This is a genomic window from Streptomyces aurantiacus JA 4570, from assembly GCF_000414115.1.
GTDB lineage: Bacteria > Actinomycetota > Actinomycetes > Streptomycetales > Streptomycetaceae > Streptomyces > Streptomyces aurantiacus_A.
The window spans coordinates 15,700-38,086 of the sequence record NZ_AOPZ01000176.1 but is presented as its reverse complement, the minus strand read 5'-3'; the positions used below and the strand labels follow the sequence as shown (position 1 = coordinate 38,086).

The 22,387-nt window shown below is 71.1% G+C and carries 16 protein-coding genes; 11 read left to right on the top strand and 5 right to left on the bottom strand.

From position 1 onward, the window contains the following. Window positions 1-489: 489 nt before the first annotated feature. Entirely contained in the window at window positions 490-777 is a 288-nt protein-coding gene (locus STRAU_RS42390; RefSeq protein WP_203227429.1) for a hypothetical protein, read from the top strand. Between the two features lie 383 nt (window positions 778-1,160). On the opposite strand, the gene STRAU_RS18445 is transcribed toward STRAU_RS42390, so the two are convergent. Further along, complete coding sequence (locus STRAU_RS18445; protein ID WP_016641869.1) at window positions 1,161-1,934, bottom strand: DUF2470 domain-containing protein; 774 nt, start codon at window positions 1,932-1,934, stop codon at window positions 1,161-1,163. 339 nt (window positions 1,935-2,273) lie between these two features. Here STRAU_RS18445 and STRAU_RS18440 point away from each other — a divergent pair, with 339 nt between their 5' ends. From STRAU_RS18440 to STRAU_RS18410, 7 genes are all read left to right on the top strand, one after another. After that, a complete protein-coding gene (locus STRAU_RS18440; RefSeq protein WP_016641867.1) occupies window positions 2,274-3,740 on the top strand; it encodes a DUF4192 domain-containing protein in 1,467 nt (488 codons plus the stop codon). Between the two features lie 504 nt (window positions 3,741-4,244). Next, a complete protein-coding gene (locus STRAU_RS18435; RefSeq protein ID WP_016641864.1) occupies window positions 4,245-6,200 on the top strand; it encodes a glycogen debranching N-terminal domain-containing protein in 1,956 nt (651 codons plus the stop codon). Between the two features lie 119 nt (window positions 6,201-6,319). Beyond that, window positions 6,320-7,081, top strand: coding sequence for an NUDIX hydrolase (locus STRAU_RS18430; RefSeq protein ID WP_016641866.1), 762 nt, complete (start codon window positions 6,320-6,322; stop codon window positions 7,079-7,081). A 170-nt stretch (window positions 7,082-7,251) separates the two neighbouring features. After that, entirely contained in the window at window positions 7,252-9,165 is a 1,914-nt protein-coding gene (locus STRAU_RS18425) for an ABC transporter ATP-binding protein (protein WP_016641863.1), read from the top strand. A 162-nt stretch (window positions 9,166-9,327) separates the two neighbouring features. After that, window positions 9,328-10,218: a FadR/GntR family transcriptional regulator gene (locus STRAU_RS18420; protein WP_203227428.1), complete on the top strand. Its 891-nt coding sequence runs from the start codon at window positions 9,328-9,330 to the stop codon at window positions 10,216-10,218. A gap of 521 nt (window positions 10,219-10,739) precedes the next feature. Continuing rightward, entirely contained in the window at window positions 10,740-12,290 is a 1,551-nt protein-coding gene (locus STRAU_RS18415) for an RNA polymerase sigma factor (protein ID WP_016641861.1), read from the top strand. Window positions 12,291-12,517: 227 nt separating this feature from the next. Further along, window positions 12,518-13,342, top strand: coding sequence for a S1 family serine peptidase (locus tag STRAU_RS18410; RefSeq protein ID WP_037660276.1), 825 nt, complete (start codon window positions 12,518-12,520; stop codon window positions 13,340-13,342). 112 nt (window positions 13,343-13,454) lie between these two features. On the opposite strand, the gene STRAU_RS18405 is transcribed toward STRAU_RS18410, so the two are convergent. Further along, window positions 13,455-13,682, bottom strand: coding sequence for a DUF7455 domain-containing protein (locus tag STRAU_RS18405; RefSeq protein WP_016641857.1), 228 nt, complete (start codon window positions 13,680-13,682; stop codon window positions 13,455-13,457). A gap of 441 nt (window positions 13,683-14,123) precedes the next feature. On the opposite strand from STRAU_RS18405, the gene STRAU_RS18400 reads away from it, so the two are divergent. The 3 genes from STRAU_RS18400 to STRAU_RS18390 all read left to right on the top strand — a co-directional run bounded on the left by STRAU_RS18400 (window position 14,124) and on the right by STRAU_RS18390 (window position 18,885). Continuing rightward, the gene (locus STRAU_RS18400; protein ID WP_016641856.1) at window positions 14,124-16,247 is read left to right on the top strand and encodes a DNA gyrase/topoisomerase IV subunit B; all 2,124 of its coding nucleotides are present in this window, start codon (window positions 14,124-14,126) and stop codon (window positions 16,245-16,247) included. A 524-nt stretch (window positions 16,248-16,771) separates the two neighbouring features. Beyond that, on the top strand, window positions 16,772-17,296 hold the full coding sequence (locus tag STRAU_RS18395) for a DUF485 domain-containing protein (RefSeq protein WP_203227427.1): 525 nt from the start codon (window positions 16,772-16,774) through the stop codon (window positions 17,294-17,296). Further along, window positions 17,293-18,885, top strand: a complete 1,593-nt coding sequence (locus STRAU_RS18390) for a solute symporter family protein (protein ID WP_037660273.1) — start codon at window positions 17,293-17,295, stop codon at window positions 18,883-18,885. The genes STRAU_RS18395 and STRAU_RS18390 overlap by 4 nt, the downstream gene beginning before the upstream one ends. A 40-nt stretch (window positions 18,886-18,925) precedes the next feature. Here STRAU_RS18390 and STRAU_RS18385 read toward each other — a convergent pair whose 3' ends face one another. The 3 genes from STRAU_RS18385 to STRAU_RS18375 all read right to left on the bottom strand — a co-directional run bounded on the left by STRAU_RS18385 (window position 18,926) and on the right by STRAU_RS18375 (window position 22,365). Next, complete coding sequence (locus tag STRAU_RS18385) at window positions 18,926-19,603, bottom strand: response regulator (RefSeq protein ID WP_016641852.1); 678 nt, start codon at window positions 19,601-19,603, stop codon at window positions 18,926-18,928. Beyond that, complete coding sequence (locus tag STRAU_RS18380) at window positions 19,600-21,270, bottom strand: sensor histidine kinase (protein WP_037660272.1); 1,671 nt, start codon at window positions 21,268-21,270, stop codon at window positions 19,600-19,602. The genes STRAU_RS18385 and STRAU_RS18380 overlap by 4 nt, the downstream gene beginning before the upstream one ends. 189 nt (window positions 21,271-21,459) lie before the next feature. Then, on the bottom strand, window positions 21,460-22,365 hold the full coding sequence (locus tag STRAU_RS18375; protein WP_016641849.1) for a sucrase ferredoxin: 906 nt from the start codon (window positions 22,363-22,365) through the stop codon (window positions 21,460-21,462). Window positions 22,366-22,387: the final 22 nt, after the last annotated feature.

The following is a 22,387-nucleotide window of genomic DNA, read 5'->3' as shown; positions in this document are numbered from 1 at the left end:
GGGCGGTCAGGGCGCCCGGGTCGGCATCCGGCCCGAACACACATCGGCGGTGGGGCCCGTGGCGGCGCGCACGCCGAGTTGCTTACGTGCGAAGGCAGCGAGGGCGCGGGTGGCTGCGGTGTCGCACGCCCGGCTTGCGACACCGCCACCTGGCGTGCGGTCACCGTCGCGTGGGTGAGACGTCTCGCACCAGATCGCGGCAGGCGTCAGCGGCATGGCGCCGAGCAGCGAATCGATGGCTGGCCGGGACGCCGGATCACCGACGGCGAGGCACGGGACCGGCAACCGTCACCGGCAACCCGCCGTCCCCGGCAACTTGTCAGTAGCTGTGCTCAATCCTCGGATCTGTGACGTTCTGTGACCGTTGGCAGAGTCGTTCAAAGATGTGCCGGGATTGGGTGCGTGTTCGGGGGTACCGGGATGGTTCGGTTGCCGGTGACCATCTAGGTTGGTCATCGTTCTCCGGCTATGACCGCTCGTAGGACAACCATGTCGTTGGCGATCACCGCAGCAGGCATCGGAACCGGTCTCATGGCCGCGTCCCCGGCAGCAGCAGGCGGGATCATCGTCATCGGAAGCCCGTCGTTCAACAACGGCTGCGCCAACCACCAGACACACACCCAACCTCGCGGCACCACTTCAGAAGGAAGTGGCCCTGCGCAAGGACTCTTGGCACAGGTCCCAGTCACCGACCCCTTGAACCACTGCGGTGGCGCCGACCTCCCCATTCCTTCCTATGACAATGACATCAAAGTGAAGCTTCTGTCGTTTCCGTGACCTGCGATTACAGTGTTCAAAAACCGCTCTTCAGCGAACTCGCGTCACCGCCACGTCGCGTGCCGACGGCGACCTCACCACGAGCCCGGCCCCGGTCGTCGTCGTGCGCTCCTCCCCGTCATCCGTCCATGCCCGCTGCCCGGGCCTGACCCGGCGGCCAGGCGCGCCACTGCGGCTACGAGGGGGCCCGTCAGCGCCTGGGCCAGCCCGCGTCGTCCGTCAGTAGCTGTGCCATATCCCGTGATCCGAACACCCGTCCATCCCGGCACCCCCGAATGACTCTGCCGACCGTCACCGAACGTCACAGGTCCAGGGATTGAGCACAGCTACTCACCGGCGAACCGTCACCGGGCCGGGTGGACGCGCCCGCCACCGGTCACGGCTCACGACCGCGGCGACGGCGACGGGTGGTGGAGGTGAGCCGTCGCGGCGGGCGCCACGAGGAGGCGGCAGATCCGGTCGCCGGCTTCCGCGGCGTTCCCGGCCGGTGTCGGGAACAGCAGGCGCAGGTCGCAATGGCCGCTGGGGTATTCGTGGCGCAGCGTTATGCCGTGCCGATCCAGGGCCAGGGGCACGGCTCGTATGAAACCGTGCGGCACTCGAGGTGCGGAGAGGGTCACCAGCCCGGCCACCATGTCCTCGTGCGCGTCGGCGAGATGAGTCAGCATCGCCGCCTCCTCGGCCGCGAGCGGATCGGGAGCCGCCAGAGTCATCTCGTCGAGCCCCACCTCCACCGTCTCGGCCGGAGTGCGAAGGGTGACGCGTGCGGTGTCGAGGGCCAGGGCGGTGGGAGCGGTGTCGGCAGTGCCAGTGGCGTCCCCGAGCCGGTCCGGCGACAGCCATCCCGAGACCGTGACAGAGGCCCTGACGCGGGCGCGGACGGCGGTCGGCGCTATGTCCGTGAACTCCAGGAGGGCGGCGAGACCACCGCGCGGGGCTCGCGCCACTTGGGCGGTGAGAGGGCTGTCGGCCTGCGGGTGGAGGGTGATCCGCCCTCTCCGGCTCACGGAGTGCATGCCGATCAGGTCGTACGCCTGACCATCCGTGGTGAGCGACAAGGACTCCGCGCCGGCGATGACGGAGCGGACCCGCTCCGCCGCGGTCGGCTCCGTCGGTTCGCTCGGCTCGGCGGGTGATGTCTCGGCTGCGGTGCTCAACGGGCCTCCATGCGGTAGAGGTTGAATCGGTAACCCTCCATCCGGCGCCGGCGCAGGGCGGTCAGGGTGGTGGACGGCCTTTCGTCCACAATGCGGAAAACCTTCCGGACGGCGGCCTCTTCGGATCACCATCCGCCTAAGTGAGGTAAGGCTAACCTTACTAATTCGGGTGTGTCCATGCGATGCCGCCGCGTGCTGCGAGTCGTGGTTGCTCATGGCTCCATGCAACCCGATGAGTCCGAACACCCGGCGGGGGCTGTGGATAACCCTTGGCGTGCCCCTGATCATGGTTATCCACAGGCTCAACCGGAGCGAGGGATTCCGGTGCAGAGTCGGCGCATGACGAATCACAGCGAACCAGCGGACCCGATCGACGAGCCCCCGGTCACCCTGCGCATGCCCGCCGAACTGGCGGACGCCTTGCCGTACTTGCTCGGGTTCAGGCCCGAGAACAGCATCGTCCTCATCGCGCTGCACGGCCCGCACGGCCGGTTCGGCGGGCGGGTGCGCCTCGGTATCCCGGAGCGCCAGGAGGACTGGCCGGCTGTCGCGGAGCAGCTGGCCCAGTGCCTGGTGAGCGGCTGCGAGCGGCGCGAAGCCCGGCCGGACGGCGTCGTGGCCTACCTCTGCCAGGAGCCGGGAGGGTCCGCGGGGGACGCCTCCGGGCTCTCCGGCAGGCAGGTCATGGAGCGCCTCAGGCCACTGGCCCAGACGCTCCGCACCGCCTGCGGCAGCCTCGACGTCCCGGTCCTGGAAGCCGTGTGCATCTCGGAGGGCCGCTTCTGGACGTACTGCTGCCCTGATCAGCGGTGCTGCCCGGCGGACGGCACGCCGCTGCCTCCCGCGGGCACGTCGGTCATGGCGGCGGCCACCGCGTATGCAGGCCGTCAAGTGGGTCCGGATCAGGGGAAGTTGCGGGCGCGCCTCGCGCCGTGGCGGACCGCGGCCGTGGCGGCCCAGGAGCGCGCACTGCACGCTGCCGCGGTCGCGCTCGTGCCCAGGATTCTGGACGAGGGCGGCCACGACCAAGTCGCAGAGGACACGCTCGACCTCGCCCGCCGCCTCATGGCCCGCCTCGCGGCGGCACCCCCGAGGCCCGACCCGCTGGAAGCGGATCTCCAGGACGACGAACTGCTGGCTCACGACGAGGCCGCCGCCGTGATCCTCGGTCTCCAGGACCGCACGACGCGGGACCGGGCGGCGGAGTGGATGGAAGGGACGGAGGCGAAGTCGGCGCTGCGGCTCTGGCGAGCACTCGCCCGGCGTTGCGTCGGCCCCTTCCACGAGCACGCGGCGGCGCCGCTGACGCTGGCCGGCTGGGTCGCCTGGTCACTCGGCGACCTCATCGAGGGCCAAGAGGCGCTCACCATGGCACTGATCGCCGACCCGCACTACACCTTCGCCCTGCTGCTGCACCCCGTGTGCAGCGCGGACGACGACCCGGAACCGATTCGCCGCATCCTGCGCGGCGAACGGACCCGACGCGAGCCGCATGTCTCCCCAGCCGAGAACCGTGACGGGGAAGAAGTCTCCGAACTCCTGGGAGGTGTCGACCACTTGAGCTCCACGACGCCCAGCCCCACCCCTGCCCCTGCCTCCACCGGTTCCGGCGTCGACGTCGGTGCGGGTGCCGGGGCCCGCGCAGGTGCCGAAGCCAGGACCGACGCGGGCGTCGGCTCGACGTCCCCCAGCCACCGCCGTCGCGTCCGCTCCACCGCCCGTGCGACGCGCCCGAGCGGGGCAGCGGGCACGGCACCGCGGAACCGACGGCCCGCCGTCAGGCGAGGCACGAGGAACGGCCGGTGAGCAGGGGGTCCCGGCGCCACCCACCAGGGCCGATCCTCGTGGTGGCTGTGGTGGCTGTGGTGGCTGTGGTGGCTGTGGTGGCTGTGGTGGCTGTGGTGGCTGCAGTTGCTGCAGTGGCCGGAGTGACTGTGATGGCTGGGGCGACCACAGCGGCCGGGGCGACCTGGGCAGCCGGAGTGATCGCGGTGGTTGCTGCGGTCCTGGAGGCAGCGCACCGCCGTCCGGGCGGCTTCCTGAGACGGGTGCGTGACTTGGGGCGGCCCGCCGCCGTTCACCTGAGTGGCGGTACCCACGTCCGGGTCGCGCCGCTGCACCGCGACCGAGTCTCCGCAGCGCAGACAACGCAGAAGAGGCCGCCCCATGCACGTTCCCGCCCCGTCTCCTGTCTCCGGCCGGTCCGAAGCCGTCGGTCTGTCCAAGAGATCCGACGGCGGGCAGACCGACAGATCACGCCTGCCTGCCCCGGCCTCCCGGCGCCCGCCCGCCGGGCAGGCCCTGGCGCCCGTGGCGCGCCGACCCGGCGCGCTGCCGCCCGCACATGCCTCGCTGGTCTGCGTCGCTCTGCCGGCGCTGGCCGTCTCCACGGACCAGGGACAGCTCAACGGCCGCGGCTTGGAAGGCTTCTACCGCTCGGGTCGACGCATGCTGTCGCGCTGCCAGGTCCGCGTGGCCGGGCGGGAGCCGGTCGCCGTGCAGGCCCGGATGCTCTCGGCCGACAGCGCCCGCTTCGTGGCCACCGTGCTTCCGTCGACGGAGGGCGGACCCGACCCGGACATCGTCGTGGAGCGGATCCGGCACGCCGACGGCACCGAGCGGATCACACTGCACAGCGCGGCCAGCCGCCCCCTTCGGCTGCCCGTCGAGGTGTCGCTCGGCACGGACCTGGCGGAACTGGGCGCGGTCGCGTCGGGCACGGCCGGCCCGGAACTGCCCGCCAGCGTCCACGACTCCGGCATGCGCTGGTCCTCGGGCAGGGGCAATTGCGTGGTTACCGCCGTCCCGGCGCCCAAGGACGCCCTGGCCTCCGCCGGACTGCTGCGCTGGGAAGTGCAGCTCCCGCCCAGCCAGAGCGTGGAGCTGCGCGTGCGCCCCGATGGCGGCGGCCCGGTGAGAGCGGTGGGCCACGGCGCGAGCAGCCCGCTGGCCTCGCCCGGGGCAGCGGGCGACGACCCCACGGTGCAGCGGCTCCTAGAGACGTCCGTGGCGGACCTTCGGGCGTTGCTGCTGCGCGATCCCGCCCATCCAGCCGATGTGTACGTGGCCGCCGGGGCGCCCTGGCGCTGCGGCCTCGCGCCCGCCGAAGCACTCGCGGCCGCCCGGATGGCCCTGCCGCTGGGCACCAGGCTCGCCGTGGGCACGCTGCGCACCCTCGCCCGCAGCCAGCTCAAGAAACCGGGACCGCGGTCCGGCATGATCCCCGGGCCCATGCGGGCCGCCGGGCCCCTGCTGCCCCCCGGATGCACGGGCGTCGAAGCCACCCTCCTGTTCCCTGTGCTCCTCGCCGAAGCCTGGCGCTGGGGCATCCCGGAAGCGGACATGGAGGAGTTGCTGCCCCCCGCGGAGCGGTGCCTGCGCTGGCTCCTCGACGCCCTCGGCGACAGCACATTCCTCGCGGACCCCCACCCCGACGGGCCCGCCCGCTGCGAGACCCAGGCCCACGCGCACCGAGCGGCGCTGCTCGGCGCCGACCTCCTCGACGCCCACGGACGTACGGGCGGCACCGACCTGCGGCAATGGGCGGAGCGACTGCGTGGCCGGTTCCGGGAGGAATTCTGGGTGGCGGACCGGACGGGCGGCAGACCGGCGGCGGCACGCCGACCCGACGGCCGCCCCGTCCCGTACCTCACCGGGAGCGCTGCCCACCTCCTGGACACCGGGCTGCTCGGGGCCGGGGCGCTCGCCCCCGGGCTCCTCGACAAGGTGCAGACGGAACAGCTCGCCAGGCTGCTCGGCGGCCCCGCCATGGACTCGGGGTGGGGGCTGCGCAGCCTGGGTGCGAAAGAAGCCGCGTACAACGCGTTCGGGCACCGCAGCGGCGCGGTCAGACTGCACGAGACGGCAGTCGCCGTGACAGGCATGGCCGCCGCCGGCTACGAGAAGGAGGCCGGCTCGCTGCTGCGCGGAGTGCTCGCGGCAGCCGAGGCATTCGGCCACCGGCTGCCCGAGATGTACGGGGGCGAACAGCGCGTGGCAGGGAGCGCGCCCCTGCCGCACCCGGCGGCCTGCCGTCCGGCGGCCGTGAGCGCGGCGGCCGGGGTGCAGCTCCTGACTCTGCTCGCCGGCATCCGCCCGGACGCGCCGGCCGGCACGGTGACGCTGAATCCCGTCCGCAGCGCGCCCCTGGGCGAGCTCGGCCTCACGGCACTCAGGGTCGCGGGAGCCCCGTTCTCCGTACGGGTGAGCAGGCTCGGGCTCGCCATGGTCGAGGAGGCCGCCGACGGGCTGCAGTTGGGGGTGTGAGGGCGCTGGGCGGCGGGACCGAGGCCACGACGGGCCGGATGGACGGGCCTCCGGGATCGGAGCGGGAAGCAGATGGCGTAGGAGGTGTTTATCGTCAGGCAGACGACTATGATCGCGGCATGTCGCCCTACGACCCGTCGGCCTTCCCGCCCTTCGCTGTCACCGTCGATCTGGTCGTGCTGACCGTGCGCCGCCACGCGCTGTGCGCGCTGGCCGTACGGCGCGGCGAGCCGCCGTTCCAAGGGCGTTGGGCGCTCCCAGGCGGATTCGTGAAGGTCGACGAGGATCTGTCGGCGGCGGCCGCGCGGGAGCTGGTCGAGGAGACGGGCCTGTGCGCCCACGATCCGGACAGCCCGGTCCAGGCCAACGGGGCGCATCTGGAGCAGCTGGCGACTTACGGCGACCCCAAGCGTGATCCGCGGATGCGAGTGGTCAGCGTCGCCCACCTCGCGCTCGCGCCCGACCTGCCCGCACCCCGCGCGGGCGGCGATGCCCACAGCGCGCGCTGGGCGCCGGTCGACGCCCTGCTCACCCAGGGCGGGTACGGCCGCGAGGGCGAACAGGCGGCACCCCTGGCGTTCGACCACGCGCAGATCCTGGCGGACGGCGTGGAACGCGCCCGCTCGAAGATCGAGTACTCGTCCCTGGCCACGGCGTTCTGCCCGCCCGAGTTCACGGTCGGCGAGTTGCGACGGGTGTACGAAGCGGTGTGGGGTGTCGCGCTCGACCCGCGCAACTTCCACCGCAAGGTGACGGGCACCCCGGGCTTCCTCGTCCCCACCGGCGGCACGACGACCCGCCAGGGCGGCCGCCCCGCTCAACTCTTCCGAGCGGGCGGCGCGACACTCCTCAACCCGCCGATGCTGCGGCCGGACGTCTGAGAGCCGGTCCCGCCCACGCGCGTCTGACTCAGCGGCTCGCGTGAAGTCGCCCTGAGCGAAAAGCCAGAAATGTCGCGTTATCTTGCTGCGGTACCCACGGGGTTCGTCCGTCCCCGATCCGGCGGACTCGCCCCGGCCGCCGAGCGGTCGCACATCCCGCGAGAGAAGCGATGATCCAGGCCATCGGACTGACCAGCAATTCCCGCCAGGAGCTCCCGCCCGCCGTCGACGACGTGTCCTTCGAGGCGCGCACGGGCCGTGTCACCGCACTGCTCGGCGCACCGGACGCGGGCAAGACGACGGTGCTCAGACTGATGCTCGAACTCCAACAGGGCCGCGGAATCACCTACTTCAGAGGCCGCCCGCTGCACCGCATCGCCCACCCCTCGAGAGAAGTGGGCGTGCTGCTCGGCGAAGTCCCCGGCCACCCGGCCCGCACGGTGCGCGGCCACCTGCGGATGCTCTGCGCCGCGGTCGGCGTGCCCGTTCTGCGCGCCGACGACGTGCTGGAAGCCGTGGGCCTCGTCAGCCTGCGTGAGCAGCGGCTCGGCACGCTCTCGCGCGGCATGGACCGCAGGCTGGGTCTGGCCTGCGCCCTTCTCGCCAACCCACACACGCTCGTCCTGGACGGTCCCGCCGCCGGCCTCTCCGCTCGGGAAAGCGGATGGCTGCACGGCTTTCTGCGGGCACACGCGGACCAGGGCGGCACCGTTCTGTACTCCACCCAGGACCCCAAGGAGGCCGTGCGGACCGCTGACCGGGTCGTCACGCTCGACTCCGGCCGGCTCGTCGCCGACCAGAGCGCGGCGGAGTTCGCCCGGACCCGGCTGCGCCCCCGGGTCGCCGTACGCACCCCGTACGCCGCGCGTCTCGCCGCCCTCCTGACCAAGGAGGCGCGCGCACGCCGCTGGACCGTCGAGGTGGTGAAGGAGGACGGGAACCGGCTTTCGGTGTACGGCAGCACGTGCGCGGACGTGGGGGAGACCGCGTTCCGGCACGGCATCCTCGTCCATCAACTCGCCGACGAAGTCGGAGACGCGGGCCCACCCACGGCCACGGAGCGGCAGCACGCTCCCGCCCCTGAGCCCAGCTCGGCGCCCGCCGAGCCGCGCGCCCCCAAGGCGCTACCCGAACAGCCCGCGCCGGAGCACGCGCCCGGCGGGACCACGGATACGCCCTCGCGCGATGATCAACGCCCCTCTGAGGACCGGGAGTACGGCAAACAAGGCCCGCCCAAGGCGGAGACGGAATCCCAACCCCAGTCCTCGTCCCGGCCTCAGTCCCCGCTGCCACCCCCCATCACGGTCCGCACCGTCCGCAGCCCCTTGCGTCCCTTGCGCTATGAGCTGCGCCGCGCCACCGGAATCGGCACCGGATACCTCACGGCGGCCGCCGTCCTCGCCGTGTCCGCCCTCCTGGGCGTCTTCCTCGCCCGGACCGGCCACACGCCGCAGCCCCGCCTGCTCGCCGCATGGCCCACCGAACTTCCGCTGCCGCCTGCCGCCCTCGGCGCCGGACTGCTCGGTGCGTTCGCCTTCGGTGAGGAGTTCCGCCATCCCGCCCTCGCCGCGGACCGCGGCACCGTGCCGCGTCGGCTGGGGCTCCTCGCCGCGAAGCTCGCGGTCGCCGCGGCCTCGGCGCTGCTCCTGGCCGCGCTCACCGTGGGATGCGACGCCGCGCTGCTTCATCTTGTATACGGATCGGAGCTCACCGAAGTTCCCGCTGACTGGCTTTCCCTGAGCGCGAGTTGGATCACCCTCATGATCGGCTGCGCCTGGGCGGGTGTTCTGGCGGCGGGGGTGTTCCGGTCCACGACCGCCGGGCTCGCCGCCGTCCTCGCCGTGCCGATCGTCGTCGTACCTCTCGTACAAAAGGCGCTGGAAGGGCCGTCTGTGCGATCCGCAGCCGGTCTGCCGGGCCGGTTGCGCGACCTCGCGCTGGTGCAGTGGCCCTTCGGAGCCGAGCGCTATCTGGCCGGGGGAGTGCGGATGGTGGCTCAACCCGTCGGCAGCGCACTGACGTTGTCGGTCACCGCTCTGCTCTGCGCTTATCTGCTCACCGCCACGCGTGGCAGGGCTCGCTGACGGCTATCTGCCGCCTTTGGTTCCCGCAGTGCGCGCAACTCTCCGGGGAGCGGCCATTTCTTTCCGATAACGCGTCAATTGGAGCGAGGTAAGCGATCACCCTTTCGTGTGCTTTTCACCAAAGACCTCAAGGGACTTGGGGGCCACGCCGACAACTGATCCGTGAGTACCCTTGCGCACACCATGATGACCGCCGCCCGCTCCGCAGACTCCGGCCTCGCCGGTCCGACGGGCGAACTCGACCGCTACCCCTACGTGGAGGCACCCGGCACCGACCGTGTGGTCACGCCCGCGTGGGACGGTGCCGACCAGGACCTGGGCCGCGTGGGCCGACGAGCCGCCGGCAGCCGCGGCCGCGGACTCCACGGCCAACTGGTCCAGCAGCTGGGCCAGATGATCGTCTCCGGTGACCTGGGGGCCGACCGGCCCCTGGTCCCGGAGGAGATCGGCCAGCGGTTCGAGGTCTCCCGCACCGTCGTCCGCGAATCGCTGCGCGTCCTGGAGGCCAAAGGTCTCGTCAGCGCCCGCCCGAACGTCGGCACGCGGGTACGCCCGGTCAGCGACTGGAACCTGCTCGATCCGGACATCATCGAGTGGCGGGCGTTCGGCCCGCAGCGCGACGACCAGCGGCGCGAACTCAGCGAGCTACGATGGACGATCGAGCCGCTGGCCGCCCGCCTCGCCGCCGGCCACGGCCGCGAGGAGGTGCAGCAGCGGCTCTCCGACATGGTCGAGATCATGGGCCACGCGCTGGCCCAAGGCGACTCGATCACCTTCTCCCGCGCGGACGCCGAGTTCCACTCGCTGCTCATCCAGGTCGCCGGCAACCGCATGCTGGAGCACCTGTCCGGCATCGTCTCGGCAGCGCTCCAGGTCTCCGGCGGCCCCGTCACCGGCTGTGACCGGCCGACCGAGGCGTCCCTGGTGCACCACTCCCGGATCGTCGACGCCCTCGCCACGGGTGACGGACCCGGCGCCGAGGCGGCCATGCGCCAGCTCCTCACCGTCCACCCGGAGGTGGAGCGCGTCGTGCCCGCTCCCCGCGAGCACTGACCGCCCTCCGCGTCAGCACGGCAGCCCGTGCGCGCCACGCAGCATCGTTTCGCTGCTCCGATCGCCGCTTCGACATCCGTTGACGCCCGCCCGTGTCGCCGGACTCCCCGCACCCCCTCGGGGGCAGGCGGGTCCGGCGACACGGACGTGGGGGTTCCGCCGATGCCGTAGACGGAGGACGATGCTCCGGTGGCGTCATCGCGTACGCCGCCGCATGCTGACGCACGCCGACGCATACATCCGACTGGTTGATGAGGGAACTCTCGTCGCTTATGGCCGTATCTAGCTGCTTTTGTGCGCTTACGGGGTGTGACTCGGGCCACGTAGATTGGGCGTAACGCTCCTACGGACAGCGCGATGACCTAAGAGGTGATAGCCGAGGAGGGAATACAGCCGTCGTTCACGGCGCTGTGCGAGCTCCACGGTCCCGCCCGCGCCGTCGGCACAATCCCCAGCCGTCGGTCGTCGGCTCCGGTCCACAGTGGACGGGGCCGGAAGCCGTTTTCCAACGTTCCGAGAGGTTGTTCGTGTCGGCCAGCACATCCCGTACGCTCCCGCCGGAGATCGCCGAATCCGTCTCTGTCATGGCGCTCATCGAGCGGGGAAAGGCTGATGGGCAGATCGCCGGCGACGACGTTCGTCGTGCCTTCGAAGCTGACCAGATCCCGGCCACTCAGTGGAAGAACGTTCTGCGCAGCCTCAACCAGATCCTCGAGGAAGAGGGTGTGACGCTGATGGTCAGTGCCGCGGAGCCGAAGCGCCCCCGCAAGAGCGTCGCAGCGAAGAGCCCGGCCAAGCGCACCGCGACCAAGACGGTCGCCGCCAAGACCGCCACGGCGAAGCCGGCCACGGCGGCCGCGCCCGAGGCGCCGGTCGCCGCCGAAGCCTCCGCCGAGGACGGCACGGCCGCCAAGAAGGCCGCTGCCAAGAAGACGACGGCAAAGAAGGCCGTCGCGAAGAAGACCGCCGCCAAGAAGACGACGGCCAAGAAGACCGCCTCCAAGAAGGAGGCCGGTGAGCTCCTGGACGAGGAGGTCACCGAAGAGGCACCCGCCACCGGCAAGCCCGGCGAGGGCGAGCCCGCGGAGGAGGGCGCGCAGGGCTTCGTGCTCTCCGACGAGGACGAGGACGACGCGCCCGCGCAGCAGGTCGCCGCCGCAGGCGCCACCGCCGACCCGGTCAAGGACTACCTGAAGCAGATCGGCAAGGTCCCCCTGCTCAACGCCGAGCAGGAGGTCGAGCTCGCCAAGCGCATCGAGGCGGGCCTGTTCGCCGAGGACAAGCTGGCCAACGCCGACAAGCTCGCGCCGAAGCTCAAGCGCGAGCTGGAGATCATCGCCGAGGACGGCCGCCGCGCCAAGAACCACCTCCTGGAGGCCAACCTCCGCCTCGTGGTCTCCCTGGCCAAGCGCTACACCGGCCGCGGCATGCTCTTCCTGGACCTCATCCAGGAGGGCAACCTCGGTCTGATCCGCGCGGTCGAGAAGTTCGACTACACCAAGGGCTACAAGTTCTCCACGTACGCCACCTGGTGGATCCGTCAGGCCATCACCCGCGCCATGGCCGACCAGGCCCGCACCATCCGTATCCCGGTGCACATGGTCGAGGTCATCAACAAGCTCGCGCGCGTGCAGCGCCAGATGCTCCAGGACCTGGGCCGCGAGCCCACCCCGGAAGAGCTGGCCAAGGAACTCGACATGACTCCGGAGAAGGTCATCGAGGTCCAGAAGTACGGCCGCGAGCCCATCTCCCTGCACACGCCCCTGGGCGAGGACGGCGACAGCGAGTTCGGTGACCTCATCGAGGACTCCGAAGCCGTCGTCCCGGCCGACGCGGTCAGCTTCACGCTCCTCCAGGAGCAGCTGCACTCCGTGCTCGACACCCTGTCCGAGCGCGAGGCGGGCGTCGTCTCCATGCGGTTCGGTCTCACCGACGGTCAGCCGAAGACCCTCGACGAGATCGGCAAGGTCTACGGGGTGACGCGCGAGCGCATCCGCCAGATCGAGTCGAAGACGATGTCGAAGCTGCGGCACCCGTCGCGCTCGCAGGTCCTGCGCGACTACCTGGACTGAGCCGGAGCCGGACCTCTCCGGCACCCGCGCGCAGCGCTCAGAAAGGCCCGGAGCCCCGTACAGGAGGCTCCGGGCCTTTCCTCTGCCCGCGCGTAGGCGTGGTCCTCTGCCCGCGCGTGGGCGTGTGGGCGTGTGTGCGGCTGTCTCCACCCGCGTGGCGCGCGTGCGGCGAGTGGGGCGGTGATTGACTCTGGGTGTGCGATTGCAACCCAGAGTGAGGAGATCGCATGCGTCCTCCCATCGTCCGAACGCTGGCGCAAGCGCTGGTTCTGGGGGCCGCGGCAGCGGTGCTGCCCCTGGCCTCGCCGGCCCCAGCGGCGGCCGACAGCGTCGTCATCGGAGGCAGGCCGGTGCGGGTGGCCGACAGCCCCTGGACGGTGGCTCTCGCGAGCCGTGACCGATTCGGGGGTACGCGGTCCGGCCAGTTCTGCGGCGGCGTCCTGATCGCGCGCACGACGGTCCTGACCGCGGCGCACTGCATGCGCGAGGAAGTCCTCGGCGTGCCGCTCAAACGGGTGCGGGACCTGAAGGTCATCGCCGGCCGTGAGGATCTGACCACGAACACGGGCAAAGAGATCTCCGTACGTCGCGTACGTGTCAATCGGGAGTACGACGCGTACACGAATGCCGGTGACTTCGCGGTCCTGACCCTCTCGGAGCCCCTGCCTGAGGCGTACACGATCCGGACGGCAGGCGCCGGTGACGCGGCGTACGAGCCCGGCACGGGCGCCGCGGTGTACGGCTGGGGTGACACCACCGGAGGCGGCGACTACGCCCGGGCGCTGCACGCCGCGGATGTGACAGTGCTGGCGGACAAGGTGTGCGAGAAGGCTTACCCGGGCAGTGCGGACGGGACGTACACCCGCGCTTCCATGGTGTGCGCGGGCGAACCCGAGGGTGGCCGGGACGCCTGTCAGGGGGACAGCGGCGGCCCGCTGGTCGCACGGGGGCGGCTCATCGGCCTGGTGTCCTGGGGGGACGGCTGTGGGCGCCGGGGCAGCCCTGGGGTGTACACGCGGATCTCGGACGTCGTGCGGGCGATGGACCGGTAGCCCTGAGTGATCGGGCGGGCGAACGAGAGAGGGCGGCTGTCCCTGGGGTGCAGGGGCAGCCGCCCGGTCGCCGGTCTGGTGGTCCGGCGCTCGCTCGTCGTGGTGTGAGGCTTCAGTCCTCTTCGGATGCGTTTGCCGGTGCGGCGGTCAGGCGCTCCGTCTCATCCTGTATCTCAGCGGCGATCTTCTTGAGTTCCGGCTCGAACTTGCGACCGTGGTGGGCGCAGAAGAGCAGTTCACCGCCGCTCAACAGGACGACACGAAGGTACGCCTGGGCGCCGCAGCGGTCGCAGCGGTCAGCGGCCGTCAGGGGGCTCGCGGGGGTCAGAACAGTAGTCACGTCGCCTCTTCTCTAGCTCGACGAGCTGTCGTACCAGGGTCAACATCCAACCAGGCCGAAAACGTTCCCGCTCGTGGCTTTTCCTCGAATTTTTCTTTCGGGGTGGCTGTCTGCTGCCGGTTGGCGGCGAATGTGCCGTATTGCGTCTCTTACGTGTCGTACGGTTTCGCGCTGTCTGTCAGGTCAGATCCTCGCCGGCTGGCTTGCCGGTTGTTCATGAGGACGTGCCCGGAGCCTAAATGGTTCATGCCTGGAAGGGAACGTGACGTGTGCTTCACTCCAACGAGGGATCGAACATGCGTACGTTTCTGGTTTAGTGTGAGCCGAGACGAGGGTGGCGTGACAACGGCTCTACCAGGCGTCGGTACCCTCTGACGGGCAGCAGAAGCCGGGTCCTTACCCCAAAGGGCCTCCCTTGAAATTCAGCGAGGAGCGAACCGCGTGACCGCCGAGACGTCCGTGCCGTCCACAGCGTTGCTGACCGGAGCAGATCGTGACGGTTCCAACTACACCGCGCGGCACCTGCTCGTCCTGGAGGGGCTCGAGGCCGTCCGTAAGCGTCCGGGCATGTACATCGGGTCGACGGACAGCCGTGGCCTGATGCACTGCCTCTGGGAGATCATCGACAACTCCGTCGACGAGGCCCTGGGCGGTTACTGCGACCACATCGAGGTCATCCTCCACGACGACGCCTCCGTAGAGGTCCGCGACAACGGCCGGGGCATCCCGGTCGACGTCGAGCCGAAGACCGGCCTCTCCGGAGTCGAGGTCGTCATGACCAAGCTGCACGCGGGCGGCAAGTTCGGCGGCGGCTCCTACGCGGCCTCCGGCGGCCTGCACGGCGTGGGCGCCTCGGTGGTGAACGCCCTGTCGGCCCGCCTCGACGTCGAGGTGGACCGCGCCGGGCACACGCACGCCATCAGCTTCCGCCGCGGCGTCCCCGGAGCCTTCTCGAAGACCGGGCCGGACGCGCCCTTCGACCCGGCGGCACGGCTGACCAAGGTCAAGAAGATCCCCAAGGCCCGCAGCGGCTGCCGCGTGCGCTACTGGGCCGACCGCCAGATCTTCCTCAAGGACGCCAAGCTCAGCCTGGAGAACCTGCACCAGCGCGCCCGCCAGACGGCCTTCCTCGTGCCCGGACTGACCATCGTCGTGCGCGACGAGTACGGCCTCGGCGAGGGCGGGACGAAGGGCGAGGAATCCTTCCGCTTCGACGGCGGCATCAGCGAATTCTGCGAGTATTTGGCCCAGGACAAGGCCGTCTGCGACGTCCTCCGCTTCTCCGGCCAGGGCACCTTCAAGGAGACGGTGCCGGTCCTCGACGACCACGGCCAGATGGTGCCCACCGAGGTCACCCGCGAGCTTGGCGTGGACGTCGCGCTCCGCTGGGGCACGGGGTACGACACGACGGTCAAGTCCTTCGTCAACATCATCGCCACGCCCAAGGGCGGCACGCACGTGACCGGCTTCGAGCGGTCGCTCACCAAGACGGTGAACGAGGCGCTGCGCGCCCAGAAGGTGCTGCGCGTCGCCGAGGACGACGTCGTGAAGGACGACGCCCTGGAGGGCCTGACGGCCGTCGTCACCGTGCGTCTCGCGGAGCCGCAGTTCGAGGGCCAGACCAAGGAAGTCCTCGGCACGTCCGCGGCGAACCGCATCGTGGCCAACGTCATCGCCAAGGAACTCAAGGCGTTCCTGACCTCCACCAAGCGGGACGCCAAGGCGCAGGCCCGCGCGGTCATGGAGAAGGTCGTCGCCGCGGCGCGCACGCGCATCGCCGCCCGCCAGCACAAGGACGCCCAGCGCCGCAAGACCGCGCTGGAGTCCTCCTCGCTGCCGGCGAAGCTCGCCGACTGCCGCAGCGACGACGTGGACCGCAGCGAGCTGTTCATCGTCGAGGGAGACTCCGCGCTCGGCACCGCCAAGCTCGCCCGGAACTCCGAGTTCCAGGCGCTCCTGCCGATCCGCGGCAAGATCCTCAACGTCCAGAAGGCCTCGGTCTCGGACATGCTCAAGAACGCCGAGTGCGGCGCGATCATCCAGGTCATAGGAGCTGGGTCCGGCCGGACCTTCGACATCGACGCGGCGCGCTACGGCAAGATCATTCTGCTGGTCGACGCCGATGTCGACGGCGCGCACATCCGCATCCTGCTGCTGACGCTCTTCCAGCGCTACATGCGGCCCATGGTCGAGGCGGGCCGCGTGTTCGCCGCCGTCCCGCCGCTGCACCGCATCGAACTGGTCCAGCCCAAGAAGGGCCAGGACAAGTACATCTACACGTACTCGGACCGTGAACTGCGCGACACCCTGCTCGAGTTCGAGCGCAAGGGCGTGCGCTACAAGGACTCGATCCAGCGCTACAAGGGCCTGGGCGAGATGGACGCCGACCAGCTGGCCGAGACGACGATGGACCCGCGCTATCGCACCCTTCGCCGGATCAACATCTCCGACCTCGAATCGGCGGAGCAGGTCTTCGATCTGCTGATGGGCAACGAGGTCGCGCCGCGCAAGGAGTTCATCACGAGCTCGGCGGCGACGCTGGACCGGTCGCGCATCGACGCGTGAGGTCTCTGTCGGGCGGGTGAGGTACCGCCCCCGGAGCTGCGGGAGGTACCACCCCCGGAGCTGCGGGCCCAGCCGCTGCTCGCCTGCGCCCGGCGCGCGCAGGTCGTGGCCGCGCAGGTCGTGGTGCTCACCACGTATGCCGAGGACGAGTCGCTGCTTCCGGTCCTGCGGGCGGGGGCGCGGGTACCTCACCCAGGACGCGGGCGGTGACCGTGCGGGCCGTCCGCGACGTGCTCTCGGGGGAGGCGGGGCTCCCTCGAAGATCCAACGGCGCCTGCGCGAGCGGCTGTCGGAGCCGGAACCGGCCGCGCGCACGGCGGAGCCGGGTCTCAAGAACCGTGCGCAGGCGGTGCGTTACGCCTGCCGGCACGGTCTCGCGCGGCCGCCGGGGAGAAAGAGCGGGTGAGAGGCCCTGCGCCCTTCACCTGATGGGGTGAAGAGCGGGGAGAGCGGAGTCAGGGATCTTCCCGATCTGCCCATCCTTGGGCACGCGGCCGGATGAGGCCGCGGGCAAGGAGAGTTCGGTGGAGAAGCACGACGGCCGCGATGCCCGGCAGATCCGGGCCGGTGATCTGAAGGATCCGTGGTACGACGAGCTGGCCTCCGGATGGGGCGAGCTGGACGGCACGGGCACACCGACGACGCCCGCCGTCCCCGCGCCGGCCGCCCCACCGGAGCGGAGCGTGTGCGCGGCCGACATCTATCTGGAAGTGCAGGCGAGCGCCGCCTTCCAGGAAGTGCGCCGTCGCTACCGAAGGTTCGTGATCCCTGGGGTGGCCGCCTTCTTCACCTGGTACGTCGCGTATGTCGTGACCGCGACGGCGGCGCCGGAGCTGATGGCCCGGCCGGTCAGCGGAGCGGTGAATGTCGCGATGGTGGCGGGGCTCGCGCAGTTCGCAACAACGTTCCTGCTGACGTGGGCGTACGCGCGGCACGCCCGGCTGCGGCGGGACCGAGCGGCGCTCGATCTGCGGTGGGCCTTCTTCGAGCAGAAGCGGGAGCAGGAGCAGAAGCGGGAGCAGGAGCTGCAGCGGAGGGCCGAGCGATGACGGGGGACCACCAGACCCTGGCACTGGTCCTATTCGGCGTGTTCGTGGCGGTCACGCTCGCGATCACGACGTACGTCAGCCGCAACCGGCACGGATCGGCGGAGGAGTTCTACGCGGGCGGGCGGCTGTTCTCCCCCATGGAGAATGGTTTTGCCATCGCGGGCGACTACATGTCCGCCGCCTCGTTCCTCGGCATCTCCGGGCTGATCGCGCTCTACGGCTACGACGGGATGCTCTACTCCGTGGGCTTCCTAGTGGCATGGCTCGTCGTGCTGTTCCTGGTGGCCGAACTGGTCCGCAACTGCGGCCGGTTCACGCTCGCCGACGTTGTCGCGGCGCGGATGCGGGAGCGTCCGGTGCGGATCGCCGCGGGAACTTCCTCGGTGACCGTGTCCGTTCTCTATCTGGTGGCGCAGATGGTGGGAGCGGGCTCACTGGTGGCGCTGCTGCTGGGCGGGACGAGCGAGGCGGCGCAGGCGTGGACGGTGATCGGCGTCGGCGCGCTCATGGTCATCTATGTGTCGTTGGGAGGGATGCGGGCCACCACGTGGATCCAGATCGTCAAGGCGGTCCTGCTGATGGCCGGGACGATCGCGCTGACGGTCCTGGTGCTGACGCGGTTCCACGGCGACTTCGACCAGCTGCTGCGCACGGCCGCCGACCGCAGTGGGCACGGCGGACAGTTCCTCGCGCCCGGGCTGAAGTACGGCGGGGACTGGACGGCGCGGTTCGACTTCATCAGCCTCGGCCTGGCCCTGGTGCTCGGCACGGCCGGACTGCCGCACATCCTGTCGCGCTTCTACACCGTGCCGACCGCCCGCGCCGCCCGCCGTTCGGTCGTCTGGTCCATCGGCCTCATCGGCAGTTTCTACCTGATGACGATCGTGCTCGGCTTCGGTGCCGCGGCCATCGTCGGCACCGACGCGGTCCGTGGTTCGAACGCCGCGGGGAACACGGCGGTTCCGCTGCTCGCGCTCGATCTGGGCGGCGGCGCGGATTCCACTGGCGGAACGGTTCTCTTCGCCGTCGTGGCCGCTGTCGCGTTCGCCACGATCCTCGCCGTTGTCGCCGGGATCACGCTCGCGTCCTCCGCGTCCGTGGCCCACGACCTCTACGCCTCGCTGCGGCGCAAGCACGCGAAGCAGCGCAGCGAGGTCGCGGTGGCGCGGGTCGCGGCGGCGGGGATCGGCGCGGTCGCGATCGGACTCGGCCTGGTCGCCCGGGACCTCAACGTGGCGTTCCTGGTGGGCCTCGCCTTCGCGGTCGCCGCGTCCGCCAACCTTCCGGTGCTGCTCTACTCACTGTTCTGGCGGCGGTTCACCACGCGCGGCGCCGTCTGGTCGGTGTATGGCGGCCTGCTGCCGGCCCTGCTGCTCGTGGCGCTGTCGCCCGTGGTCTCCGGCAGCGCGGGCTCGCTCTTCCCCGGCGTGGACTTCCAGTACTTCCCCCTGGAGAACCCGGGACTCGTCTCGATCCCGCTGGGCTTCCTCGCCGGGTGGCTGGGCACGGTCACCTCGCCGGACAGCGCGGACGAGGCCAAGCACGCGGAGACGGAGGTGCGGTCGCTCACCGGAGCGGGCGCCGCGTAGCCGGTCAGGGGGCTGATCAGACGGTGGATCAGAGGGCTGATCAGAGGGTTGAGGTCCACTCGTAGCGGTGCTCGGGGCGGCCCGTGTCGCCGTACTTCAGGCTCAGCCGCACCCTGCCCGTGCGCTCCAGAAGCTTCAGATAGCGCTGTGCGGTCTGTCGGCTCAGCCTGGTGTGCTCCGCCAACTCCTGGGCGGAGATCGGCCCTTCAGCGGTCATCAGAGCCCTGCGGACCAGCTCCGCGGTAGTGGGGGAGTGCCCCTTCGGCAGCTCCGGCGCCGGCGTGGCCGAGAGGGCGCCGAAGATGCGGTCGACCTCGGCCTGTTCCGCCTCACCGCCACCGTCGAGGGTGCGGCGCAGTGTCGCGTACGCGTCGAGCTTGGCGCGAAGTCCCGCGTACGAGAAGGGCTTGACCAGGTACTGCAGCGCGCCGTGGCGCATCGCGGCCTGCACCGTGGCCACGTCGCGCGCCGCCGTCACCATGATCACGTCGGTCTGGTGACCGCGCTCGCGCAGGGAGCGGACCACGGCGAGGCCGGTCTCGTCCGGCAGATAGTGGTCGAGCAGCACCAGATCGACGGCCAGTTCGTCGATGAGCCGCAGCGCCTCGGCGGCGCTGTGCGCGCGCCCGGCCACCCGGAAGCCGGGGACCTTCTCCACGTAGGCCGCGTTGACGTCCGCCACGCGTGTGTCGTCGTCCACGACCAGTACTTCGATCATCGTGTCTCCTCCGTGGCGACCGGTCGGGGCTCCGCGAGCCCTTCGGGCAGTACGACGGTGAACTCGGCGCCGCCGTCGGGCGCCGCGCCGACCGCCACGCTGCCGCCCTGCCGTTCGGCGAGCCTGCGCACCAGGGCGAGGCCGATGCCGCGCTTCCCGTGGGCCGGCGGCTCCTTGGTGGTCCAGCCCTCCGTGAAGACCGACTCACGCCGATCCGCGGGCACACCGGGACCCGTGTCACGAACCCGCAGGACAACCGTGCGCCCTTCCAGGCCCTCGATACGCAAAGCGACCTCTACGCGCGCGTGCTCGTTGCCCACAGCTCCGTCGCGCAGCCCCGTCGCGGCGTCCAGCGCGTTGTCGACGAGGTTGCCGACGATCGTCACGAGGCCGCCGGGGTCGACGAGCCGGTCGGGCAGAGCGGTGTCTTCGGAGACGGCAAGGGTCACACCGCGCTCCGCTGCGACGGTGGCCTTGCCGACCAGCAGAGCCGACAGGAGCGGATCGTGGATCTTCTCGGTGATCTGCTCGGCGGTCACCCGGTGCGCCCCGGCCACTTCGCCGACGAACTCCGCGGCCTCCTCGTACATCTCCAGTTCGAGCAGGCCGAGCAATGTGTGCATGCGGTTGGCGTGCTCGTGGTCCTGGGCGCGCAGGGCGTCGATGAGGCCGCGCGTGGAGTCGAGTTCGCGGCCGAGTTGCTCCAGCTCGGTGCGGTCGCGGAGAGTGGCGACGGCGCCGCCGTCGTCGGTGGGCATGCGGTTGGCGACCAGGACGCGCCGGCCGCGCACGGTCAGCAGGTCCGTACCGGCCACCCGGCCCGAAAGGACATCCGCGGTGCGGCCTTCGCCGAGCGCCGCCTCCAGAGGCTGCCCGAGCACCTCCGTGCCGAGGCCCAGGAGACGCTGTGCCTCGTCGTTGAGCAGCCGTATCCGGCCGTCGCGGTCCAGGGCGACGACGCCCTCACGGATGCCGTGCAGCATCGCCTCGCGCTCCGCGAGCAGCGCCGAGATGTCGGAGAACGCGAGGTCCCGGGTCTGGCGGTGCACCCTGCGAGAGATCAGGTAGGCGGCGAGCGCCCCGACGGCGAGCGCCCCGCCCGCGTACGCGAACAGGCTCGGGATCGTATGGATCAGCCGGGCGCGCACGCTGTCGTACTCGATGCCTACGGAGACAGCGCCCACGATCGTCCCGCCCGCGTCCCGCAGCGGTACCTTCCCGCGCGCGGAGCGGCCGAGTGTGCCGTTGTCGATCTCCATGACGTCGCGGCCCGCGAGCGCGTCGCTGGGGTCGGTCGAGACGACCCTGCCGACCTCGTCGCGGTCGGTGTGCGACCAGCGCACGCCCTTCTTGTTCATGATCACGACGTACTCGGCGCCGCTGGCCTGGCGGATCCGCTCCGCCGCGGACTGCACGGGACCGTCGGCCGTCGGGCGCGAGGAGCTCAGGTCCTGGGCGATCCGCGGCTGGGCCGCCGTCGTCTGTGCGATGGCCAGGGCCCGGCGCATCGCCTGGTCGTCGAGCTGGTCGCTGAGCGGCGCGAGAAAGAGCCCGGTGGCGAGCACGGCCACCCCGGCGGCGATCGCCACCTGCATCAGCAGCACCTGCGAGAAGACACGCCGCGGCAGGCCGAGGCGCAGACGTCGGGCAGGGGGAGTGGGGCTCATGTGTACGAACGGTACGGCGAGGGGCGGGCCACTCCGAAGCCAGTGTGGTGTGTATCTCCTGGTGGGCGGTATTCCTGGGTGCGGGTGCGGGTGCGGGTGCGGGTGCGTGCGGTTGCGGGTGCGGGTGCGGGTGCGGGTGCGGGTGCCGATGGCCGTGCCCGTGCCCGTGCTGTGCGGCCCCGCGTCGCCCTACGTGGTCTCCCGCACCGCCATCACGTCCATCCGCGCCGGTGACGCCAGGGCCGCCCCGCAGCTCTCCGGGCGCGGTGGCAGCGAAGCGCCCTGCGCCACGGTGACGCGCCAGCGGCGGCCGTCGGTGTGGGCGACCGTCACGTCCCAGCGCGGAGCGTCACCCGTCGTGCGTACGACGCTCAGCGCGCCCGCGGCGTCCTCCCGCGCGGCCCTGCGCACCGCCAGCTCGGCGGCTTGTCCGGGGCGTTCCCAGGCGGAGCTGCCCCGGCACCCTTCGGTGACGACACGCCCTTCACGCACTCCCTGAAGGATTTCCTTGACGGCGGGCGCGGCCGTGCGGCCGTACGCGTAGCCGTGCGGCAGGACGAGCAGCGTGGGGGAGAAGCGATGACCACCCAGATGAGTGACTTCCCAGACGCCTTCCTCTCCGGAGGCGACCAGTTCACCGGCGAGCGGCCTGCCGAGCAGCGCACAGCAGCGGTCGCGTTTGCCGTTGGTGCACACGAGCGCCAGCGGATCCCCGGTGTGCGGGACGCCGAAACCGCCGTGGTCGCCCGCGCCGAGGCCCGCGAAGTCCAGGTCCAGCAACTGCCGTGGATCGTCCACCACGTGGGAGCGCAGCCAGGCGTTCCCGGGAACGGTGTGGGCGGCGTACACCCGGGGCCGCGCGGGCGTGTGGCAGTCGGCGTGGCGGCCCGGGCGCCGGATGAGCGCGATCCGCACGCCGGTTGTCTCGACGGCCGCCTCCAGGGCGCGGCCCACCTCAGGATCCAGATGGCTCGATGTGAGCGCCTTGGCGCCCCAGGGGCCGGGCTGTTCCAGGAGCAGCCATGTCCTGGCGGTGGCCGCGGTGCCCGCGAGAGGTTCGTCCAGATCCCGCGAGGCGGTCGCGCACGTACTCACGGAGGTGAGCCTAACCTGCCCC

Coding starts and splice junctions, on each gene's coding strand:
- STRAU_RS42390 (WP_203227429.1), top strand. CDS start 490: ATGTCGTTGGCGATCACCGCAGCAGGCATCGGAACCGGTCTCATGGCC.
- STRAU_RS18440 (WP_016641867.1), top strand. CDS start 2,274: ATGACGAATCACAGCGAACCAGCGGACCCGATCGACGAGCCCCCGGTC.
- STRAU_RS18430 (WP_016641866.1), top strand. CDS start 6,320: ATGTCGCCCTACGACCCGTCGGCCTTCCCGCCCTTCGCTGTCACCGTC.
- STRAU_RS18425 (WP_016641863.1), top strand. CDS start 7,252: ATGATCCAGGCCATCGGACTGACCAGCAATTCCCGCCAGGAGCTCCCG.
- STRAU_RS18410 (WP_037660276.1), top strand. CDS start 12,518: ATGCGTCCTCCCATCGTCCGAACGCTGGCGCAAGCGCTGGTTCTGGGG.
- STRAU_RS18390 (WP_037660273.1), top strand. CDS start 17,293: ATGACGGGGGACCACCAGACCCTGGCACTGGTCCTATTCGGCGTGTTC.
- STRAU_RS18385 (WP_016641852.1), bottom strand. CDS start 19,603: ATGATCGAAGTACTGGTCGTGGACGACGACACACGCGTGGCGGACGTC.
- STRAU_RS18380 (WP_037660272.1), bottom strand. CDS start 21,270: ATGAGCCCCACTCCCCCTGCCCGACGTCTGCGCCTCGGCCTGCCGCGG.